Here is a 20772-nt window from a genome sequence, read left to right as displayed (position 1 = left end):
CCCGGCTCAGCTCCCCGCCCGCAAGCGGTGTAGCCGGAGGGCCAGCTGGATCTCCAGGGAACGCTCGGGGGACTGCCAGTCCGAGCCGAGTATCGCTGAGATTCGCTCCAGGCGCTGTCCGACCGTGTTCACGTGCACGTGCAGCTCGCGCGCGGTCCGGTTCGGACTTCTCCCGCAGTCGAAGTAGCCACGCAGCGTACGCAGCAGCTCGGTCCCACGCCGGGAGTCGTAGTCCAGCACGGCCCCGAGAGCGCGTTCCACGTACCCGTCCAGATCACCGCGATCGCCGAGCAGCACACCGAGAAAGCCCAGATCGGCGAGTGCGGCACCGGCGCCGGTCCTGCCCAGCGCGATCAGGGCGTCCAAGCAGCGGCGTGCTTCCTCGTAGCCGCGCGTGACTTCCTCGAGCCCGTCCACGGGGCCGGCCGCGCCGACGGTGACCCTTCGGGACGTCGAACAGCCGAGCCCGTGGGCGAGTTCGTGCGCCCTGTCGCCCGCGTCCGCTCCGGGCAGCAGCACCACGAGGTGGTCGAGATGGACTCCGGCCAGTCCCGCGCGTTGTTCCGCGTAGCGGGAAGCCGCCGAGACCAACCGCTCACGATCGGCGACATCGGCCGAGGCGACCAGCACCACCTTGTCACCCGTCGGCTCGACCCCGACGCGACGTGCCCTGTCCGGCAATCCGACCCGGGCGCGGGAGGGAGCGCTGAGCAGCTCGGTGACCAGGTCACCGCGCACCCGCTGCTCGGCTTCGGCGGTGCGTCGCCGGATCAGCAGCACCAGCGCGGTCACCACTCCGGCCCGTTCGAACAGCCGCCGGTCGGCGTCGGTGAGCTCGCCGCACCCGACGAGGGTCAGGCTGCCGAGCGGCTCGGGGCCGGCCAGCGCCGCGCACACCAGGTTCGCACCCCACTGGACCGCCCTGCCGCTGTTCCCGGAGCGGTGCACCGCGGAACGCGGCCACGGCAGCGGAGCCGTCTCAGCGCAGGCCAGCTCGGTCCCCTCCGCGTCGTGCACCACGATGCCGCCGCCCAGCACACCGGCGACCGCCTCCGCGATGTCGTCGACCGTGCCCCCGCGCAGCACGAGGTCGGTGAGCCGGTCGTGGGCGCGTTCCGCGCGACGCATCGCGACGTTGTGCTCGCGGATCGTCTCGTGGGCGGTGTGCAGTTCCTCGAGCGCGTTTCGGGTCTCCTGCAGCAGCCCGGCGTTGTCGATGGCTATCGCGGCGTGGTCGGCGAGGGAGGACAGCAGGGTGACCTCGTCCTGCGAGAAATCGCGTCCCGTCCGCTCGGCCGCGTAGAGCACCCCGATCACCGAACCCCCCACTGCGAGCGGAACCCCGAGTATGGCGACCAGCCGCTCGTCCCGCACCGCCTCGTCGATCACGGCGGTGTGGGTGAAGCGGGTGTCGGCGAAGTAGGCTCCGGTGGAGTAGGGCAGCGCGGTCTGGGCCACCAACCCGCCGAGCCCCTCGCCCATGCCCAGCCGCACCCGCTGGAACAGTTCCGAGACGCATCCGTCCGTGACCCGCATGTAGGTCGTCCCGGCGTCCTCGTCGTTGAGGCTCAGGTAGGCGACGTGGGTGCCCAGCAGTGTCCTGGCGCGGTGCACGATGGCGCCGAGCACCGCGTCCGGGTCCCGCACGCGTGCCAGGTCCCCCGCGGTGTCGAAGAGCGCGGCCAACTCGGACTCGTGGCGGCGTCGTTCCTCCAGGGTGCGTCGCAGCCGCAGGGCGAGCTCGCCGGCACGCTCGACCAATCCCGAGTGCTCCCGCCGCGGATCGCGGGCGCGCGCCGCCGTGACCACCTCGGCGAGCTGCTCCTCGTCCCCGTCCTCCACGAGCAGTTCGAACAGGCGCAACAGGTGCTCGGCCGGCTCGTGCATGGCGCTCATCCTCGGCGGTGCGGCTGCCGGGGAGCAATCCCGCCGTGACCACGGTGCCCCAGGGGGCGGTCGCTGCCCGATGCCGGGGCACCCGTTCACGAGACCGCGGGAGGTCCCGTCGGGTGCCCCCACGACAGGGGGGCGGAGGACTCCGATCAGGAGCGCGGCGCGGCGGGCCGTTCCGCGTCCTCGGAACGAAGCGAGCTCCCCTTGGTCTCGGTCGCGAACAGGATCGCCACCGAGGTGAGCACGGCCCCGGCCGCGACGTAGCACGCGATCGGGACCCAGCTGTCGAAGGTCACCAGCAGACCGGTGGCGATCGCGGGAGCGAGTCCGCCCGCGAAGACGGAGGCCAGCTGGTAGCCGATAGAGGCCCCCGAGTAGCGCACCCTGGTTCCGAACAGTTCGGACATGAAAGCCGCCTGCGGGCCGTACATGGCTCCGTGCAGGACCAGCCCTCCGGTGACACCGAACGTGATCATGGCGAAGGCCCCGGTGTCGATCAGCGGGAAGAAGGCGAAGGCCCACGCCCCGCTCCCGACGGCTCCGATGAGGTAGATCCCCCTGCGGCCGAAGCGGTCGGACAGGGCTCCCCACATCGGGATGACGGCGAAGTGCACCAGGGAGGCCAGCAGCACCGCGTTCAGGGCGATCGATTCGGACAGTCCGAGCTGATCGGTCACGTAGGTGAGCACGAACGCCGTGATCACGTAGTAGCAGACGTTCTCCACGAAGCGCGCTCCCGAGGCGATCAGCACCTCGCGCCACTGGAAGCGCAGCACCCGCATGATCGGAGGTGGTTCCGGTGCGGCCTGTTGCCGCGCGCGGTCGGCGGCCTCCAGGAACACCGGGGACTCGCTGATCGACAGCCGGATCCACAGTCCGACCAGGACCAGCAGCCCGGACAGCAGGAAGGGAATGCGCCAGCCCCACGCCAGGAAAGCCTGCTCGGACTGGAACGCCGAGAGCAGCGCCAGCACCGCGGTGGCGAGCAGGTTTCCCGTGGGCACGCCCGCCTGAGGCCACGAGGCCCAGAAACCGCGTCTGGCGGTGTCGGTGTGTTCGGAGACCATCAGCACGGCCCCGCCCCACTCGCCTCCCAGCGCGAAGCCCTGCACGACCCTCAGGAGGGTCAACAGCAGCGGGGCTGCGACGCCGATGGCTCCGTAGGCCGGCAGCAGACCGATCGCGAAGGTGGCCCCGCCCATCATCAGCAGGCTGATGACGAGCAGCTTCTTGCGCCCGAGCCGGTCCCCGAAGTGGCCGAAGACCAGACCGCCGAGCGGGCGGAAGACGAACCCGATGGCGAAGCTGGAGAACGCGAGCAGCGTGCCGATCAGCGGGTCCTCGGACGGGAAGAACGCCTTGTTGAACACCAGCGCGGCCGCCGACCCGTAGAGGAAGAAGTCGTACCACTCGATGGTGGTGCCGATCATGCTCGACCCTACGATCCGGGCCAGGGCCCCTCTCGTCGGTGCGGCGGATTCCGTCGAGCTCATCTGCCACTCCTTCCGCGTCGGCGGATTCGGGACTCTCCGCTTTCCGTCAGTGCGCCGTCCAGGCACCGTCGATCGGGATGGACGTTCCGGTCAGGTGGTCCGACCCCGGCCCGCAGAGCCAGCCGACCACCTCGGCCACCTCTTCCGGTTCGATCAGTCGTTTGATCGCGCTGTGGTGCAGGAAGACCCGATCGGCGACTTCGTCCTCGGTGATGCCGTTGGCTTCGGCCTGCGCGGCGAGCTGGCCCTCCAGCAGCGGGGTCCGCACGTAGCCCGGGTCCACGCAGTTGCTGGTGACGCCGTGCCGGGCACCTTCGAGCGCGGTCACCTTGCTCAGCCCTTCCAGGCCGTGCTTGGCGGCCACGTAGGCCGATTTGTTCGGGCTGGCCCGCAGCCCGTGCACGCTGGACATGTTCACCACCCGCCCCCAGCCCCGCGCGTACATGTGGGGCAGGCAGTGCCGGATCAGCAGGAAGGGCGCCGTGACCATGAGGTGCTGGATCCGGGTGAAGAGCTCGGCCGGGAACTCGTGGATCGGGGCCACGTGCTGGATTCCGGCGCTGTTGACGAGGACGTCCACCTCGGTGGGCAGCCGTCCGATCGCGGACTCCTCGGTCAGGTCGGCCACGTGCGGGTGGCCGTCGAGTTCGGATGCGGCCCGCAGCACGGAAGGCCGGTCCAGATCGACCAGGTGCACGGCGCATCCCGCCGTGGCCAGCCGTGCGGCGCAGGCGTAGCCGATTCCGCTCGCCGCGCCCGTGACCAAGGCGGTGGCTCCGGAGAGATCGGTCGCTCGAGCGAGCTCCGGCCCGGGGTCCGTCGTCATGTCGGATCACGCTAGCCGGTGCGCCCCGGATTCACTATGTGATCGTCGGCCATATCCGCTCGCTCGGAAGTGTGATCGGGACACATTGCCGACTTCGCTCGAACAGCGGGGAAAGCTCCCCCGTGGTGCGCTGCCGGGATTCCCGGAGCGGGGAGCTGTGACGGTCGTCATCATCGGCCCCCGGTTCGGGTCCGGTCGGGAACCGGTGCGGGGCGCGCGGCGACCAGCAGGGACGAAGGGTCGCGCTAGGAAGGAACTCGCATGGACGCGCCGATGGGCATGTCGCTGTTGCCGGACTGGTCACGTCCGCTCTGGGCGCTGCTGCTGGTGATCGTGTTCGCGCAACACGCGCTGCACGCCGGGAGGATGTCCGGTCAGCCGAGGTGGTGGCACGTCGGTCACACGCTGATGGCGGCGGGAATGGCCGTGATGTACCTGCTGCCCCACATGCGCCATCCGGGCCTCTACCGGGTGGGGCTGGTGCTGTTCGCCCTGGTGACGCTGGTCGAGGTGGTGGCGGCGAGTTCGATCGGGCGGCGTGAGGGCGGGCTCAACCCGCTGTGGGGCACGGCGGCCGCGGGAACGCTGATCATGACCTACATGATGATCCCCGTCCAGCTGCGTCCCACCTGGCTGACCCTGGTGTTGGTCGCCTACCTCTGCTGCGAGACCGTGATCTGGGCCGGGGGACTCTGGCAACGGCTGCCGAGCTCACGGATCCGCCCGCGGATCCCTTCCGGTGTCGAGTTGTCCGAGGCTCCCGGCGCCGCCGGACCGGCCCCCGCGGTCGGGAGCGGGCGCGGCTTCGGCCTGGTGGCCCATCGCTCCCTCGGAATCCGCCTCAGCCTGGCGGTCATGGCCGCGAGCATGGCCTACATGCTCGCCGCGAGCGTTCTCTGACGGCTTCTTCCGTCCCGACGAGACGATGGGTGGGAAAACGGTGCTTCTGCGGGAGGTGCTCGCGACGCGGGCGTTCGAGTTCGTGCTTCGTGCCCTGGGAGACCTCTCCGGGGCGGTGTGCGTCGGTTCGCTGGTGTTCGCCGTGTTCTTCGCGTCCGACACCTGCGACCGGCTCACGGAACGGGCACGTGGCCACGTGCGGCGCGCGGGCCTGGCGGCGGTCCTGTGGGGGTGTGCCGAGCTGCTGCGGGCGTTCACCTCCGGCCTGCTCACGGGAGGCGCTCCCTCCGGAGCCTCCGGAGCCGGGGGCTCGGCCGAACCGGTGGCCGCGGTGATCACCGCCGTGCTCGCCCTGGTGCTGGCGCTCGCCTGCCGGGGCGTTCGGGGGTGGAGGACGACTTCGGTGCTCACGGGGGTGGCGCTGCTCGGGCTGCTGCCTCCCGCCGTGGCCCGTCGCTCGGGGGACGCCCCCGGGCACGACGTCGGGACGAACGCGGTGGTGCTGCACGTCACCTCCGCCGCCGTGTGGCTCGGCGTGCTGCTCGCGCTCGGGCTGCACCTGTGGCGCACCGAGGAGCGTGCGCGGCTGGTGCTGAGGCGTTACCGGTGCCTCGCGGCCGGGTGCTGGACCCTGCTGGCCGTCTCCGGCACGGCCGACGTCCTCGTGGCCGCACGGGAGTACGGGACGGGCGATGCGGGGCACGTCGCCGTGGTCCTCGGCAAGATCGGTTGTCTGGTGGCCGTCGCGGTGCTCGGCGTCCTCGCGCGGCGCCGCGTCACCCTCCCCGCCCCGGAGAGGACGGGAGCGAGACGACGCGCGGTGTCGTGGCTGCTCGGTTCGGAGCTCGCGCTGCTGGTGGCCGGGTTCGCCGTGTCCGAACTCATGGTCGTCTCGGCCTCCACGCCGGAGGGGGCGGAGGTCACCGCGAGCGAGGCCGTCCTCGGCTACGATCTCGCCGCACCGCCGACCCTGTGGAACCTGCTGCTGGGGTGGCGTTTCGACCTGTTGTTCGGCACCTGCGCCGTCGTGTGCGCCGCCGTCTACCTGCTCGGGGTGCGCAGGCTGCGCCGCAGGGGGGACGCGTGGCCCGCGGGCAGGACGGCGGCCTGGCTGGTCGGCTGGGGCTGTGTCCTGTTCGTCACCTCGTCCGGAGTAGGGGTCTACGCGGGCGGGGTGTTCAGCCTGCACATGTTCACGCACATGGTGCTCAACATGCTGGCCCCGGTACTGCTGGTGCTGGGCGGTCCCGTGACGCTCGCGCTGCGCGCGCTGCCCGCACGCGGGCGTGGGCAGGCAGCGGGGGCGCGCGAGTGGTTGCTCGCCTGGTTGCACTCCCCGCTGACCAGGTTCGTGGCCGGTCCCGGGGTGGCGACGGTGCTGTTCGTGAGCTCCTTCTACGCGCTGTACTTCACGGACCTCTTCGAACTGGGGATGTTCGAGTACTGGGGTCACCAGCTCATGAAGGCGCACTTCCTGCTGGTGGGCTGGCTGTACTACTGGACCGTGATCGGCGTGGACCCCGCGCCACGTCCGCTGCCCCACGTGGCCCGGCTGGGGGTGGTGCTGGCCGTCATGCCGTTCCACGCGTTCTTCGGGATCATCACGATGAGCCTCTCGGAGCCGCTGGCCGAGGACTTCTACCGGGCGCTGGAGCTGCCGTGGCCGCGCGACCTCCTGGCTGACCAGTTCCTCGGCGGGGGAATAGCCTGGGCCATGGGGGAGGTGCCGCTGGTGCTGGTGCTGCTGGCCCTGTTGACCCAGTGGTACCGGTACGACACCCGCTCGGCTCGCAGAGCCGATCGTGAGGGTGACGACGACCTGGCCGCCTACAACGCGATGCTGGCCGAACTGGCCCGGAGCAGGGGAGGCTGAGCGTTCCGCGGCCCCGGTCCGTTCGCGGCGGCCGGACCGGGACCTCGTTCCCGGCCTGTCATTTCCGGCCGGAGTCGCGCACGGCCCGGACCGCTCCGATCGGGGTGCCCGAGGTGCTCGCCGCGGCGCCGGAGCCGAGTTCGGCGTGCTCCGCGCTCTCCTCGTCGTGCCGGGGCGACCTGCCGGCCGAGTCCGCGTGGTCGGCACGTTCCGTGCCGGAAAACTAACGCGGGGGTGACGATCGGCTCCGATCGCCGCCCCCGCGGGTTTCCCGGACGGGTCACGCGGGTGCTCCGGTCTGGGCGTTCTGCACCGAGAACCTCAGCTGGTCCTGATCGGCCTCGACCACGACGCGCTGGCCGTTCTCCAGCTGTCCCTCCAGCAGCAGGTCGGAGATGGAGTCGTCCACCTCGCGCTGGATGGTGCGGCGCAGCGGCCGGGCTCCGTACTCGGGCTGGTGCCCGTGCTCGGTGAGCCAGTCCACTGCCGAGTCCGCGAAGGTGACCTCGATGCCCTGGGCCCGCAGCCGCTGCTTCGTCTCGTCCAGCAGGAGTTCGGTGATGCGCCTGAGCTGCTCGGACTCCAGCTTGCGGAACATCACGATCTCGTCGATCCGGTTGATGAACTCGGGGCGGAAGGAGTCGCGCAACCGCACCATCAGCCGGTCCCTGGCCGATTCGGTGGTCTGCTCGTCCTCCCTGGTGGTGAAGCCGAGCACCCCGGAGCGGTTGGAGATGATGTCCGAGCCGAGGTTGCTGGTCATGATCAGCACCGTGTTGCGGAAGTCCACGGTGTGCCCCTGGCCGTCGGTGAGCCTGCCGTCCTCCATGACCTGGAGCAGGATGTTGAAGACGTCGGTGTGCGCCTTCTCGATCTCGTCGAGCAGGATCACCGAGTAGGGGCGGCGGCGGACCTCCTCGGTGAGCTGCCCCGCCTCGCCGTAGCCGACGTAGCCCGGGGGAGCTCCGACCATCCGGCTGGCGGTGTGCGCCTCCTGGTACTCGCTCATGTCGATGCGGATCATGCGGTCCTGATCGCCGAACAGCGACTCGGCGAGGGCACGTGCCAGCTCGGTCTTGCCGACACCGGTGGGGCCGAGGAACAGGAACGTCCCGACCGGCCTGTTCGGGTCGCCCATTCCGGTGCGGGAGCGCCGGACCGCGCGCGAGACCGCCTGCACGGCCTCCTCCTGTCCGATCACCCTGTGGTGCAGCTGTTCCTCGAGCCGCATGAGGCGGCCCTTCTCCTCCTCGGTCAGCTGGGTGACCGGGATGCCGGTGGCCCGCGACACGACCTCGGCGATGTCGTCGGAGTCCACCTCGGGGATCCCGTCCGGGTTGTTCCGCTCCTGGCGGATCCTGGACTGCACCTGGTTGATCTGGTCACGCAGCTGGGAGGCCTGCTCGTAGTCCTCGTTCGTGACGGCCTGGGCCTTGTCCCTGCTCAACTGCTCGGCCTGCTCCTCCAGCTCCCGCACGTCCGTGGTGGGGGTGCGGGTGCGCAGGCGCTTGCGCGCGCCGGCCTGGTCGAGCAGGTCGATCGCCTTGTCCGGGAGGTAGCGGTCGGTGACGTAGCGGTCGGACAGTTCGGCCGCCGATTTGATCGCGTCGTCGCTGAACCGCACCTGGTGGTGCGCCTCGTAGCGGTCCCGCAGTCCGCGCATGATCTGCACGGTGTCCTCGACGCTGGGCTCGGCGACGTCGATGCGTTGGAAACGACGCTCCAGCGCCGCGTCCTTCTCGATGTTCTTGCGGTACTCGTCCAGAGTTGTCGCCCCGACCACGTGCAGGTCACCGCGGGCCAGCCGGGGTTTGAGCATGTTGCCCGCGTCGACGGCGCCCTCCGAGCCGCCCGCGCCGACCACGGTGTGCAGCTCGTCGATGAAGATGATCAGTTGCTCGCTGTGCTGGGTGATCTCGTCGATGATCTTGTTCAGGCGTTCCTCGAAGTCACCGCGGTAGCGGGTTCCCGCCACCACGCCGGAGAGGTCGAGCTGCACCACCCGCTTGTTGGCGAGCACGTCCGGGATCTCGCCGTCCACGATGCGCTGGGCTATGCCCTCGACCACGGAGGTCTTGCCGACACCGGCCTCACCGATGAGCACGGGATTGTTCTTGGTGCGCCGGGACAGCACCTCGACGGTCTGCTCGATCTCGGAATCCCTGCCGATCACCGGGTCGAGACCGCCTTCGCGGGCCTTGGCCGTCAGGTCCTGGCCGTACTCGTCCAGGGTCGGGGTGGTGCTGCTCTGCTGGGTCTCGGTGCTCTGCGAGCCGGCGGGGCCGCCGCCGCGGGCCGCCGCTGCCCCGCTCTGCAGCGACTCCAGGGTGACGTGGGCGGCCGCGAGGATCTGGCCCGCCGTCGACTCCTGGTTGGCGGCGAGCGCGAGCAGCAGGTGGTCGGGGCCGATGTAGGAGGACCCCACGGCCCGGGCCACCCGGTGCGCGTCCAGCAGCGCGCGCTTGGCCGCGGGCGTCAGGGCCGGGGGTTGGTCGGTGCTTTCGGTCTGCGGCAGCTGTTGTTCGATGCCCTCCGCGATCGTCGCGGGGTCGGCCCCGGCGCGCTCGATCATCGCTCGGGTCGTCTCGGTTTGCGTGGCCGCCCAGAGCAGGTGGTGCGCGTCCAGGTCGTGACCGCCGCGTTCGGCCGTGAACCGCGCGGCCGTCGCCATCAGTTCCTGGGCCTGCTGGGTCATCAGCCGGGTGATGTCGACGCGTTGCACCGGCCGCGGCGTTCCACCCTGCCCGCCGAGGAAGCGGGCGAGGAAGTCGTCGAAGGGACTCGAACCGGGCCCGCCGGAACCGAAAAAGTTGGTCATCACTACCTCTTTCGTTCGCACGCTTCGTTGGAAAGCTCATCGCTTCCAACATGAGCGATGCCGGTTGGCATTCCTGCGTCGGTTTCGCTCAAGGCTAACGCATCCAACCGACTCAAGGTTGCTCGGATCTTGTAGTTGTGGACCGGATCACGGGGATTCGGAGGGGCGGTGACTCCGGCTGCCCCGCGACGGCTCCTCCCGGTGGGTCGCGGGTCTCTCGGTCACGGCCCTTTCCAGCTGCGCACGGTTGAGCTTGGAACGCCCCTTGATGTTCAGCTCCCGCGCCCGGCGCCGCAGCTCGTCCCGGCTCAGGGTGGAAACCGACTCGCTCGTTTCCCGCGCGGGCGCGGTGGCCCCGCCCGCGGCACCGGAGGCGGGGTCGCCGACCCGTCCGGCGCGCTCGGTGCTGCGGCGCAACGCCTCGGTGAGCTCCGGCACTTCGGAGGGCTCGGCCGGTTCGGACTCCGGTCGCGGGGCACGGCCCGCGGCCTTGTCCACCAGCAGCTGCTCCACCCGGGAGGTGTAGGTGTCCGTGTAGCGGTCCGGCCGCCAGGGCTCGCTCATCGAGCGGATGAGGTCGATGGCCAGTTGCAGCTCCCTGCCGCTGCGCGCGTCCTCCCTCGGAGGGCCCACCGCGGTCGGCGGGTCGCGCACCTCGTCCAGGAAGAACAGCGTGTTCAGGGCCAACGCCCTGTCCGTGGCCCGTATCGCGGTGAGGTACTCCCGGCCGTGCAGCACGAGCGTGGCTATGCCGGCCCGGCGCGTTTCGAGCATCGCCCGGTGCAGCAACCTGTAGGGGCGGTCCTGCTGCTCCTCCGTCGGGGCCAACCAGTAGGTCCGGTGGAAGTGCACCGGGTCGATCTCGGACAGTTCCACGAAGCCCTCGATCTCGATCGTCCTGGAGCGCAGCGGCACGAGCTCGTCCAGCTCCCGCTGCTCCACGGTCACCAGCGTTCCGCCGACGTCGCGCCCCTTGACGACGTCCTCGGCGCGCAGCTGTTCACCGGTGCGCTCGTTGATCCTGAGGTGTCGCACGCGGTCGTGCGTGCCGCGCTCGTACTGGTTGAAGTGGACGCTGTGGTCCTCGGTCGCGCTGTAGAGGCCGACGGGGATGGTCACCAGCCCGAACGTGATCGACCCGTTCCAGATCTTCTGCGGCATGCCCTTCCTCCTACGGCCGGTCGGCGAGCTCGCCGACACCGCGAGCGCCCGTCGCACCGCGATCGACGCGCCGCGTCCCTCCGTGGATGCCCAGCCGGTGGTGCCGAGCAAACCTCGCACCGTCGTCCGTCGTGCCGTGCGGTCCACGGATCACCGGGTTCGGCGCAGCCGGTGGGTGCCGTCGGGCAGCCGCAGCGTGTGCCCCTCCTTCGCCAGCCGTTCCAGCAGCGGCATCGTTACTCGGCGGGTCGTGTTCAGCGCTTCGCGCGCCTGGGCGGGAGTGAAGGGGGAGGGGAGCTCGGCGAGCCTGCGCACCGCCAGTTGCAACGCGTCGGGCAGGAGGTAGACACCGTCTCCGACGCCGAGCAGTTTCCCGGCCGTGGCGGCGGCGGCGAGCTGTTTCCGGTCCAGTTCCAGCTCCCGCAGTTCCTCCGCGGTGGGGGCCCGGAAGGGGCGCTCGTGCAGTCGCGCGCGCAGCGCGGCGATCCCCTCCGGGAGGTGTTGCTCCGCACGGGAGGCGCCGAGGAGCAGTTTCCCGCCGTGGGAGGTGATCTCGGCCGCCTGCGGGGAGCGCAGCACGAGGTCCAGCAGCGCCCGGTCCTCGAGCCCCAGAGCGCGCAGCGCCTCCCGCTCCGGAAGCCCCTCGGCCAGCGGTTGTTCCCGGCGGCGTTGTTCGAGCAGCTCGACCAGCCGCGCGGCGAAGCCCTCCCGCGCACGCGCGTCCAGCAGCCAGTCACCGGTTCCGTGGGCGTCGGGGGGAGCGGTGGCCCCCATGGCGAGCAGCCGCGTGGCGCGCAGCGCCCCGTGCCGCGCGAGCAGCGCGCCGCCCGCCGTGTGCTCGTCGTAACCGTCCAGCTCGCGCGCACGGGCGGCAGCGGCACCGCGGCGGCGCAGTGCCGGCGGCCGGACGTCGAGCACGGTCACCCCGCTCGGCACGTGGTGCCTGCCCGCATCGCGCAGCAGGGCCCGGTCGCCGATGCGCAGCGGCAGCGGCCGGTCGAGGGAAAGCCGCGCCGTGTCCGCGCCCAGGGGACGGACCCGCGTCCTCACGGCCGCGGAGCCGATGTGCGTCGTGAGCTCACGCGCCAGTTCCGCGGAGCAGTGGTTCGTCAGGCGCACGTCGACCGAGTCGGTCGTCCACCAGGCCCGCGGGGTGAGCAGGGTGTCACCGCGCTCGAGCTCGTCGACGTGCGCGCCCCGCAGGTTCAGCGCCACGCGCGCGGTCGCCCGCGCCCGCTGGACCGGTTCGCCCAGGCTCCGCAGGTCCCGGATCACGACGCGCCGCCCGGTCCTGCCGACCACGAGCTCCTCGCCGACGGTCAGCTCCCCGGAGGGAAGGGTGGCGGTGACCACAGTCCCCGCTCCGCGAACGCTGAACACCCGGTCCAGCCACAGCCGAACGTCGCCCGTGGGGGAGGGGTCGGGGAGCGAGCCCACGAGCGTTTCGAGCTCCACGCCCAGCTCGGACTCGCCCCGGCCGGTGGTGGAGCCGAAAGTGGCGGCGGGGATCCCGGCCAGCGAGGTCTCGGACAGCCTGGTCCGCGCCTGCAGCAGCGCCCGCTCGGGGTCGGCGAGGTCCGCGCGGGTGATCACGAGGAGCCCGCGCGCGACTCCGAGGGCGTGCAGCGCCTGCAGGTGCTCCTCGGACTGCGGCATCCAGCCCTCGTCGGCGGCCACCACGAACAGCACGGCGGGGACCTCGCCGATGCCTGCGAGCATGTTGCGCACGAACCGCTGGTGCCCGGGGACGTCGACGAAGGCGATCGTCTCGCCGCAGGGGAGCTCGGTCCAGGCGAAACCGAGGTCGATCGTCAGGCCGCGCCGCCGTTCCTCGCTCCACCGGTCGGGTTCGATCCCGGTGAGGGTTCGGACCAGGGTGGACTTCCCGTGGTCCACGTGCCCCGCCGTGGCGACGACCTTCATCACGGGCCTCCACCGGCGTCGGGGGCCGGGGATCCCGCGCCGAGGATCGCCGTGGTCAGCTCCGCGTCGTCCGCGGGGTCCAGCGCGAACAGGTCGACCAGGCAGCGTCCGTGCTCCACGCGGCTCAGCACGGGAGGGACTGCCGCGCGGAGCGGTCGCGCGTAGTGCTCGGGCAGGGCCACGGCCGCGCTCGGCAGCGTCACTCCGGGGGCTCCGCCGCCACCGACCGTCGCCGAGCTCGTCTCGGCCGTGGCCGGTATGCCCGCCGCGCTCAGCTTCTCCGCGATGGCCTCGGCACGCCGTTCGGCCTCGGACCGGTCGCGCCGCAGGGCGCGGGCCGTGGGGGTGGCGGGCCCGTTCAGGGTGGCGTGCAACGCGGCGAGCGTGAGCTTGTCCACGCGCAACGCCCTGGCCAGGGGGTGTCCGCGCAGTTTGGCGGTGATCCGTTCGGTGCCCAGCAGGAGCCCGGCCTGCGGGCCGCCGAGCAGTTTGTCCCCGCTGGCGGTCACGAGGTCGGCTCCCGCGGTGAGCACGCTGTTCGCGTCCGGCTCGTCCGGCAGCTTCTCGTGCGCGGTGAGCAGTCCGGAGCCGATGTCGACCACCACGGGGGCGTTCAGCTCCGCGAGCTCCCCGGCTCCGACGGTGGAGGTGAACCCGCTGATCACGAAGTTGGAGGGGTGGACCTTGAGCACGAAGCCGGTGTCCGGTCCCACGGCCGCGCGGTAGTCCTCGATGTTGACGCGGTTGGTTGTGCCGACCTCGCGCAGGCGCGCTCCGGTGGCCTCCAGCAGCTCGGGGATGCGGAACCCGTCGCCGATCTCGACCATCTCGCCCCGGGCCAGCACGATCTCGCCCCCGGTGGCCAGCGCCGTGGCGGCCAGCGACAGCGCGGCGGCGCCGTTGTTGACCACGTGCGCGTCCGCGGCCGCGGGTACGGTTTCGAGCAGTGTCCGGCGCAGGCTCGCGGCACGCCGACCACGGTGGCCGGTTTCCGGGTCGAGTTCGACGTCGCAGGTGCCCGCGCTCTCGTGCAGTGCCCGCACGGCGGCCTCGGACAGCCGCGCTCGCCCCAGGTTGGTGTGCAGCAGGACCCCGGTGGCGTTGATCGTCCTGCGCAGCCCGCCGGACTCCCGGGGCAGGTTCGCCCGCACCTCCTCGACGACGTCCTCGGGTGAGATCTCCCGAGCCCGGGCCCGGTGCTGTGCCGTCAGCACGGTGCGTTTGACGCGGTCCCGCCCGAAGCGCTCGATCGCGGCCGCCACGGGGGGATCGCCGAGCAGCTGATCGGTGGCGGGGATGTTGCGACGCTCGTCCACACCGGAAACCGTACGAGCACCTCGGTGCGCGTCCGGTGTTCATCGCTCCGCCTGTCGCTACTTCGACAAGGACAATCAGTACCGTGGTTTCAGTATCGAATAAAATTAAAACAAAGCGAAGTCGTCACTTGGTGATCATCTCCGAAGGTGTTTTTCGAACGATCGGGTTGGTTGAAGCGCGGAAGTGACTGCCGTCGCTGGTTCTGGTCCCGCTGACGTCGGCCGTCCACGCGGTCTCCCGTGGTGCAGGCGCGTGGGCACGTCGCTCGGTGCGCAATGAGGGGTGATCACTCGGGCGGGGCGGTGGTGGACCCCGGTCGCCGGGGCTGGGAGCTTCCGGTTCTCGAAGGGGAGCGGCCCTCGGCTGTTCGTGTGAGTTAGTCAGTATCGTGTTTTCAGTTTTAACTGAAATAAACTCGAACCAACCAAACCAGAACCAACAGCGAGGACAACGAGAGAGCACCTTCCACGTTCTCGCAAGGTCGGTCCTCCGGCCGGTACCGCTGCGATTCCCGACCTGATGCGCCGGCTCGCCGACGGTGTACCGGAGGAGTGGCGGCCCCGCGAGCACCACGCCCCCGACGAGTTCTGCCATCGGCTGTTCGACCTGCGCCACGACACCACGGAGCCGACGCGCTCGTCCTGAGGCGGTTGGGTTTCGGGTGCGTCCGCGGGACGGGAACTCCTCCTCCGATTCGTACCGCTACCGGTGAGCACGGGCTCGTCGTGCGGGCGGGCGGAGGTGGATTCCGGCCGGAGCGGTGGGCAGTATCGGGAGGGGACGACTCGCGTGGTGACCGGGTGGTGCGGGCTCCGCGCGTGATCGTCCGCCCGAGCGGTACGGGGACCACGGAAAGAGCCGCGCCATGACAGAACGGAAACCTCCGGGGACGAGCTTCGAGAGCTGGATCGACCGCCAGGTCAGGGTCGCCCGGGAGCGCGGGGACTTCGACGATCTCCCCGGGACGGGTGAACCGTTGCCCGATCCGAGTTCGGACGACGAGCTCTCCTGGGTGAAGAAGTACGTCGAGCGGGAGGGGCTGTCCAGCGAGTCGTTGCTGCCGCCTGCGGTGCAGCTGCGCAAGGAGATCGACCGGCTTCCGGAACGGGTGGCCGAGCAGCGCTCCGAGCAGGCGGTGCGCGAACTCGTCGACGAGCTCAACATCCGCATCGTCGAGTGGCTGCGCGCACCGAGCGGTCCGAAGATCAAGGTGGGCCCGGTCGACGTCGAGCAGGCGGTGCGGCAGTGGAGGCAGCAACGTGCCACCGGCTCGGAGCGTTCCGCGGCCGGTGCTGCCGCGGACGAGGCCGCCCTCCCCGCCGAGAGACCGGCGGGGAGGTCGAGTGTGCGCGACAGGCTGCGCAGCTGGTGGCACGGGACCGTGCGCGGCAGGGTCGCGCGCTGAGTTTCCCCGGCGCTGCCTGGTCCGCGTAGTGGTGTGGCGGAGGCGGACGGGAATCGAACCCGCCTGACCGAGTTGCTCGGCCACGTCGGTTTTGAAGACCGCGGGGGCCACCAGGCACCCATACGCCTCCAGCGCTGTCTCACCTTTTCGTGGAGTGCCGCTGCGCGCCCGATGCCCTAGGTTCACGTCCATGACCGACATCGAGGTTCCCACCGGCGAAACCTACCGGCTGACACAGTACGCGCACGGTGGCGGATGTGCCTGCAAGATCCCGCCGGACGAGCTGGAATCCATGGTCGGGGGAGTGAACTTCCCCCGCCAGAGTGAGGTGTTGGTCGGTCTCGAATCCGGTGACGACGCCGCGGCGGTCCGGTTCGAGGGCGACACCGCGATCGTGGCCACGACCGACTTCTTCACCCCGGTGGTGGACGATCCCTACGACTGGGGACGCATCGCCGCGGCCAACGCCCTGTCCGATGTGTACGCGATGGGGGCGCTTCCGCTGGTCGCGGTGAACCTGCTGAGCTGGCCCAGGGGAGTGCTGCCCATGGAGCTGGCCGAGCGGGTGCTGCGGGGCGGGGCAGAGGTCGCCGCCTCCGCGAACTGCGCGCTGGCCGGTGGGCACAGCGTCGACGACCCCGAGCCGAAGTACGGGCTGGCCGTCACGGGAACCGCTTCGGCCTCCGGTCTGCTGCGCAACGACACGGGAAAGCCGGGGACCCCGTTGTCGTTGACCAAGCCGCTGGGCATCGGGGTGCTCAACACGTGCCACAAGGCCACGGGCGAGGTCTTTCCCCAGGCGGTCGAGGCGATGACCACCCTCAACGAGAGCGCGGCGCGGCGGGCGGCGGCGACCGGTGCCGACTGCGCCACCGACGTGACCGGGTTCGGGCTGCTGGGGCACCTGCGGAAGCTGGTCCGGGCCAGTGGCGTTTCCGCGGTGCTGGACTCGTCCGCCGTCCCCTACCTGGAGGGGGCGCGGTGGGCCTTGCGGAGCGGTCACGTCAGCGGTGGCACCCGCCGCAACCTCGAATGGGTGCGGGAGTGCACCGATCTGTCGGCGGTGGACGAGCACGAGGCGCTGCTGCTGGCCGACGCGCAGACCTCGGGAGGGCTGCTCGTGGCGGGTGAACTTCCGGGGGTCCCGGTGATCGGCGAGCTCGTGGAGCGCGCGGAGCACGAGATCACCGTGCGCTGAGTGGAAAAATCAGCGGCGCGGAGCGCAGGAGCCGTGCGATCATCCTCGGGATGGACGAGGACTCCTTCCCCCGGCGCGTCGCGGACCGGCTGGCCGGGATCACCGGAGTGCACGCGGTTTCCCTCGGAGGTTCCCGGGCGCTCGGCACCCACCGCGCGGACAGCGACTGGGATTTCGCGATCTACTACCGCGGCCGGTTCGACCCGCAGGACCTGCGGGACGTCGGCTGGCCGGGTGAGGTCTCCGAGCTCGGGGCGTGGGGCGGGATCTTCGACGGGGGAGCGTGGCTGCGGATCGAGGAACGACCCGTGGACGTGCACTTCCGTGACCTGGAGGTGATCGAGCACGAGATCGCCGAGGCCCGGCTGGGGCGTTTTCGCCACGAGCCGTTGTTGTTCCACCTGGCGGGCATCCCGTCGTACCTTCTGCTGGCCGAGCTGGCGAGCAACCGGGTGCTGCACGGCGAGCTGCCGCGGCCGGAGTTTCCCGAACCGCTGCGTGAGCGCGCCTGCCGCACCTGGTGGGGCTTTGCCGAGATGGTCTTCGAGTACGCGCGGGCCAACCACGGGCCCTGCGGCAGGTTGGCGCAGTGCACCGCGCTGCTGACCCAGGCGGCCTCGCAGAGCGCGCATGCCGTGCTCGCCGCTCGCGGGGAGTGGATCACCAACGAGAAAGCGCTGTTGAGCAGGGCCGGGCTGGACGGGCTGGACGCGATCGTCGCGCGGGCCCGCGCGGAGGACCTCGGCGAGACCGTTCGCCGGGCCTACGAGCTGTGTTCGGTGGCGGTGGCCGCCGCCAGGGCGGGGTGACCCCGGCTCGCCTCCGCGTCCGGGGCGTGCGTGTCGACGTTCCGCCGTGGTGACCTGCGCGGACCCCTACCAGCGTTTGGCCCGGTCCGCCGCCTGGGTCAGCCCACGGGCGGTGTTGTCGAGTATCTCGGAGAGGATCTCGCGCAGCGTGGTTCCGTCACCGCGGGTCAGCCACGAGTGCATCGCGGAGCCGAAGCAGGAGACCATGGTCATCGACCACGCCCCGGGACGCGGGTCGCATCTCTGGTCGGTTCCCAGGTACTCGGCGACGAGTTCGGTCATGTCCTGCATCCAGCGCTGCCGCATCAGGTGCATCTCGTACTCGCCGGTGGAGTCGAGCGCGTTCAGCAGTTCGGCACGCATGAGGTGCTGCTCGCGGTCCACCTCTATGCGGTCGGAGGCGTCGAGCATCGCCACGGCGAGGGCGTGCATGGGGTGCTCGTCTCCGGTTCGCTCGTTCAGCGCCTCGCGCACGCGTTCCAGCTCGCCGCTGAGGTCGCCGAACAGCACCGCGTCCTTGCTGGGGAAGTAGCGGAAGAAGGTTCGCGGGGCTATGTCGGCCGCTCGGGCGATCTGTTCGATCGTGGTGGATTCGAACCCCTGCTCGCGGAAGAGGTTCAGGGCCGCCGCTTCGATGTTCGCCCTGGTCCTGGCGGCCTTGAGCGCTCTTCTGCCCCGCACCTCGGGTCCTTCGGCCGGAAAGGCCGCAACGCTGGTCATAGTCTCAGGTTCCTCGGAATCGCAGCTCAGCGTCAACTGTGCCTATTGTCACTTATGTCAAATGGCAGTACTGCCATATTCTGTTGTGCGGAGAAAGGAGTGCGTATGTCCAACGGCGAAGCCCGCCACGGCGGAGCCGCCGCTGAATCGAGACCGACCACGGGGGAACAGGGGGCGATTGCCGAAGGTATCGACGTAACGGTGTACCGGCGCAGATGGGCGACACTGATCGTGCTCTGCCTGGCGCTGTCGGCGACCATGCTCGCCAACACCTCGCTCAGTGTCGCACTGCCCAAGCTCTCGCGTGCGCTCGATGCCTCCACCTCGGCGCAGCAGTGGTTCTCCGACTCCTACGCCCTGGTGTTCGCCGGGCTGCTGTTCACCAGCTCGTCCATAGCCGACCGCTACGGGCGCAAGTGGATGCTGCAGGCGGGCATGGTGCTGTTCGGCGTGGTGTCGGTCTACGTCTGGCTGTTCGTCGGATCCAGTGCGGAGATGATAGCCGCCCGCGGGCTGCTCGGTGTGGGCGGCGCCATGATCATGCCGGTGACGTTGTCCATTCTGACCAGCGTGTTCCCGAGCGGGGAGCGCACCAAGGCGGTCGGGATCTGGGCCGCCGTCTCGGGGGCGGGCAGCGCCCTCGGCCCCGTGATCGCCGGACTGCTGCTGGAGTACTTCTCCTGGGAGTCCGTCTTCGTCATCAACGTTCCGGTCGTGATCATCGGGGTGATCGCCGGAATCCGCTACATCCCGGCCCACACCGGCACCGAGGGCGGTCACGGTGGGCTGGACGTGCTCGGTGCGCTGCTGTCCACGGCGGGGATCACCATCGCCGTCTACGCGCTGATCGAGGCCCAGCACGTCGGCTGGCTCTCCGTGCGCACGCTGTCCATGGTGGCGCTCGGATTGATTCTGCTGGCCCTGTTCGTGCTGTGGGAGCGGCGGCAGCAGGACCCGATGCTGGACGTGCGGTTGTTCCGCAGCAGCGCGTTCTCGGCCTCGGCCGTGGCGCTGACCCTGGTGTTCTTCGCCATGATCGGCGTGTTCTTCGCGCTGAGCCAGACCCTGCAGATCGTGTTCGGCTACTCACCGCTGACGGCCTCCACCGCGATGCTGCCGATGTCGGTGATGATGATCCTGATCGCCCCGCAGGTGTCCAGGATCGTGGGGCGGTTCGGGCCGCGCAACACCATCGCGGGCGGACTGCTGCTCGCGGCTGTCGGGATGGCCGGGTTGAGCACGTTGACCGCGGACTCCACCTACTGGCACATCCTGCTGCCGCTGTCCTGCACGGCCGCGGGCATGTCGCTGGCCATGGCCCCGGCGACCGACCAGCTGATGTCCAACGTCCCCAAGGAGCGCGCGGGCATGGGATCGGCCACCAACGACGTCACCCGCGAGGTCGGAGCGTCGCTGGGTGTGGCGGTGCTGGGCAGTGTGCTCGGTGGCAGCTACGCCGCCCGCATCTCCGACTCGCTGACCGGACTGCCCGAGCAGGTGCGCCAGACCGCCGAGGACTCGCTGCCGGGGGGGATGATGGTGGCCCAGCGGCTCGGTGAGCGGGGACAACAGCTCGCCCAGGACGTCTCGCGGGCCTGGATGGAGGCCTCCCAGGTCGCCTACCTGGCCGCGGCCGGGCTGATCGCGGTCGCCGCGCTGATTGCCTGGTTCTTCCTGCCGGGCAGGACGAGCACGACCACAGCGGCCTCCGCGGAGGGGACCTCCGATCAGGGTGAACAAGTCGCCCCGGAACGGACCGACTCGGATCAGAGCGGCTCGGATCGGACCAGCTCGGGCCGGGCCGATCCGGAGCAGGCCGCCTCCGAGCAGCGGTGATGTGAGGCCGGGGCCTGGTGTCGGTTCCGCGTGTGAGCGACGCTCAGGTCCCGGAGCGCACGTGCTCGCGGCTGCGCAGGAAGTCGTTCCACCGGGCATGGGGGAGTAGCGGCGATGCCGTGCTCGGTGAACGCGACTTCCCCGCAGTACCCTTGATTGCTGCTGTGGCTGCTCTTGCGCCAGTTCGTCACGGTGTCCACCTGCTCGCTCCTTCACCGATCGCGGGGTCATCGGCGGAGCGCGCGATGATCTCGCTGGAATCATCCGGGGAAAGCGCGAGTTCGCGCAACCACCGCAGGGACCTCTCCGTGGCCGCGACGGGTTCGGGCTCTTCCAGGAACGCGCTGCTGCCCCGGTGTTCCGGGTACACCAGGTTCGACTGCCGGCCGCACTCCAGCAGCACGAACGGGCCTTCCATAGCTGTGCCAGGGAGGCCGTGCTGGGCGTGGGGAGCGGCCAGCCGCACGAGCTGCTGCACACGCTGTTCTGGCTGGACGAGCTGTACCGCGCCGAGCTGCAGGAAGCCGCCGCGCACCCGTCCGAACGGGTCGCCGCGGCAGTGGGGTGAGTGTCCACCCCGGAGCGGGTGCTCCCAGTTTT

The 20772-nt window shown here is 70.5% G+C and carries 17 protein-coding genes and 1 tRNA gene; 8 read left to right on the top strand and 10 right to left on the bottom strand.

The features are described 5' to 3' along the window. Positions 1-6: 6 nt before the first annotated feature. The 3 genes from FHR84_RS21860 to FHR84_RS21850 all read right to left on the bottom strand — a co-directional run bounded on the left by FHR84_RS21860 (position 7) and on the right by FHR84_RS21850 (position 4212). Positions 7-1887 carry a helix-turn-helix domain-containing protein gene (locus FHR84_RS21860; RefSeq protein WP_179537430.1) on the bottom strand — a complete coding sequence of 627 codons (1881 nt, stop codon included), beginning with the start codon at positions 1885-1887 and terminating at the stop codon, positions 7-9. A gap of 155 nt (positions 1888-2042) precedes the next feature. Beyond that, positions 2043-3386, bottom strand: a complete 1344-nt coding sequence (locus tag FHR84_RS21855; RefSeq protein WP_179537429.1) for an MFS transporter — start codon at positions 3384-3386, stop codon at positions 2043-2045. A gap of 46 nt (positions 3387-3432) precedes the next feature. Further along, positions 3433-4212 (bottom strand): 3-hydroxybutyrate dehydrogenase, encoded by a 780-nt coding sequence (locus tag FHR84_RS21850; protein WP_179537428.1) that lies wholly within the window; start codon positions 4210-4212, stop codon positions 3433-3435. A gap of 261 nt (positions 4213-4473) precedes the next feature. On the opposite strand from FHR84_RS21850, the gene FHR84_RS21845 reads away from it, so the two are divergent. Beyond that, entirely contained in the window at positions 4474-5112 is a 639-nt protein-coding gene (locus FHR84_RS21845) for a DUF5134 domain-containing protein (protein WP_179537427.1), read from the top strand. A gap of 25 nt (positions 5113-5137) precedes the next feature. Then, the gene (locus FHR84_RS21840) at positions 5138-6985 is read left to right on the top strand and encodes a bifunctional copper resistance protein CopD/cytochrome c oxidase assembly protein (RefSeq protein ID WP_218863678.1); all 1848 of its coding nucleotides are present in this window, start codon (positions 5138-5140) and stop codon (positions 6983-6985) included. A 280-nt stretch (positions 6986-7265) separates the two neighbouring features. On the opposite strand, the gene FHR84_RS21835 is transcribed toward FHR84_RS21840, so the two are convergent. The 4 genes from FHR84_RS21835 to selA all read right to left on the bottom strand — a co-directional run bounded on the left by FHR84_RS21835 (position 7266) and on the right by selA (position 14203). Beyond that, positions 7266-9803 (bottom strand): ATP-dependent Clp protease ATP-binding subunit, encoded by a 2538-nt coding sequence (locus tag FHR84_RS21835; RefSeq protein ID WP_179537426.1) that lies wholly within the window; start codon positions 9801-9803, stop codon positions 7266-7268. 147 nt (positions 9804-9950) lie between these two features. Continuing rightward, entirely contained in the window at positions 9951-10964 is a 1014-nt protein-coding gene (gene ku / locus FHR84_RS21830) for a non-homologous end joining protein Ku (protein ID WP_179537425.1), read from the bottom strand. Between the two features lie 150 nt (positions 10965-11114). Further along, complete coding sequence (gene selB, locus FHR84_RS21825; protein ID WP_179537424.1) at positions 11115-12887, bottom strand: selenocysteine-specific translation elongation factor; 1773 nt, start codon at positions 12885-12887, stop codon at positions 11115-11117. Beyond that, entirely contained in the window at positions 12887-14203 is a 1317-nt protein-coding gene (selA, locus tag FHR84_RS21820) for an L-seryl-tRNA(Sec) selenium transferase (protein ID WP_179537423.1), read from the bottom strand. The genes selB and selA overlap by 1 nt, the downstream gene beginning before the upstream one ends. A 520-nt stretch (positions 14204-14723) precedes the next feature. Between selA and FHR84_RS23045 the strand changes: the two genes are divergently transcribed. Both FHR84_RS23045 and FHR84_RS21815 read left to right on the top strand, forming a co-directional pair. Next, positions 14724-14849 carry a hypothetical protein gene (locus tag FHR84_RS23045; protein WP_281361455.1) on the top strand — a complete coding sequence of 42 codons (126 nt, stop codon included), beginning with the start codon at positions 14724-14726 and terminating at the stop codon, positions 14847-14849. A 220-nt stretch (positions 14850-15069) separates the two neighbouring features. Continuing rightward, entirely contained in the window at positions 15070-15609 is a 540-nt protein-coding gene (locus FHR84_RS21815) for a DnaJ family domain-containing protein (RefSeq protein ID WP_179537422.1), read from the top strand. 34 nt (positions 15610-15643) lie between these two features. Here the strand turns inward: FHR84_RS21815 and FHR84_RS21810 are convergent. Beyond that, a tRNA-Sec gene (locus tag FHR84_RS21810) sits at positions 15644-15739 on the bottom strand. 60 nt (positions 15740-15799) lie between these two features. Here FHR84_RS21810 and selD point away from each other — a divergent pair. After that, on the top strand, positions 15800-16807 hold the full coding sequence (gene selD / locus FHR84_RS21805; protein ID WP_179537421.1) for a selenide, water dikinase SelD: 1008 nt from the start codon (positions 15800-15802) through the stop codon (positions 16805-16807). A 50-nt stretch (positions 16808-16857) separates the two neighbouring features. After that, complete coding sequence (locus FHR84_RS21800) at positions 16858-17616, top strand: nucleotidyltransferase domain-containing protein (protein ID WP_179537420.1); 759 nt, start codon at positions 16858-16860, stop codon at positions 17614-17616. A gap of 66 nt (positions 17617-17682) precedes the next feature. On the opposite strand, the gene FHR84_RS21795 is transcribed toward FHR84_RS21800, so the two are convergent. Further along, a complete protein-coding gene (locus tag FHR84_RS21795) occupies positions 17683-18336 on the bottom strand; it encodes a TetR family transcriptional regulator (RefSeq protein ID WP_179537419.1) in 654 nt (217 codons plus the stop codon). Between the two features lie 105 nt (positions 18337-18441). On the opposite strand from FHR84_RS21795, the gene FHR84_RS21790 reads away from it, so the two are divergent. Further along, a complete protein-coding gene (locus tag FHR84_RS21790) occupies positions 18442-20172 on the top strand; it encodes an MFS transporter (protein WP_179537418.1) in 1731 nt (576 codons plus the stop codon). Between the two features lie 187 nt (positions 20173-20359). Here the strand turns inward: FHR84_RS21790 and FHR84_RS21780 are convergent, their stop codons facing one another. Then, positions 20360-20590, bottom strand: coding sequence for a Scr1 family TA system antitoxin-like transcriptional regulator (locus FHR84_RS21780; RefSeq protein ID WP_179537416.1), 231 nt, complete (start codon positions 20588-20590; stop codon positions 20360-20362). Positions 20591-20608: 18 nt separating this feature from the next. On the opposite strand from FHR84_RS21780, the gene FHR84_RS23040 reads away from it, so the two are divergent. Continuing rightward, complete coding sequence (locus FHR84_RS23040) at positions 20609-20740, top strand: hypothetical protein (RefSeq protein WP_281361454.1); 132 nt, start codon at positions 20609-20611, stop codon at positions 20738-20740. Positions 20741-20772 lie beyond the last annotated feature (32 nt).

This window comes from Actinopolyspora biskrensis, assembly GCF_013408175.1.
Taxonomy (GTDB): domain Bacteria; phylum Actinomycetota; class Actinomycetes; order Mycobacteriales; family Pseudonocardiaceae; genus Actinopolyspora; species Actinopolyspora biskrensis.
Note: the sequence above shows the minus strand (reverse complement) of the source record. Positions and strands in the feature narration are given on the sequence as shown.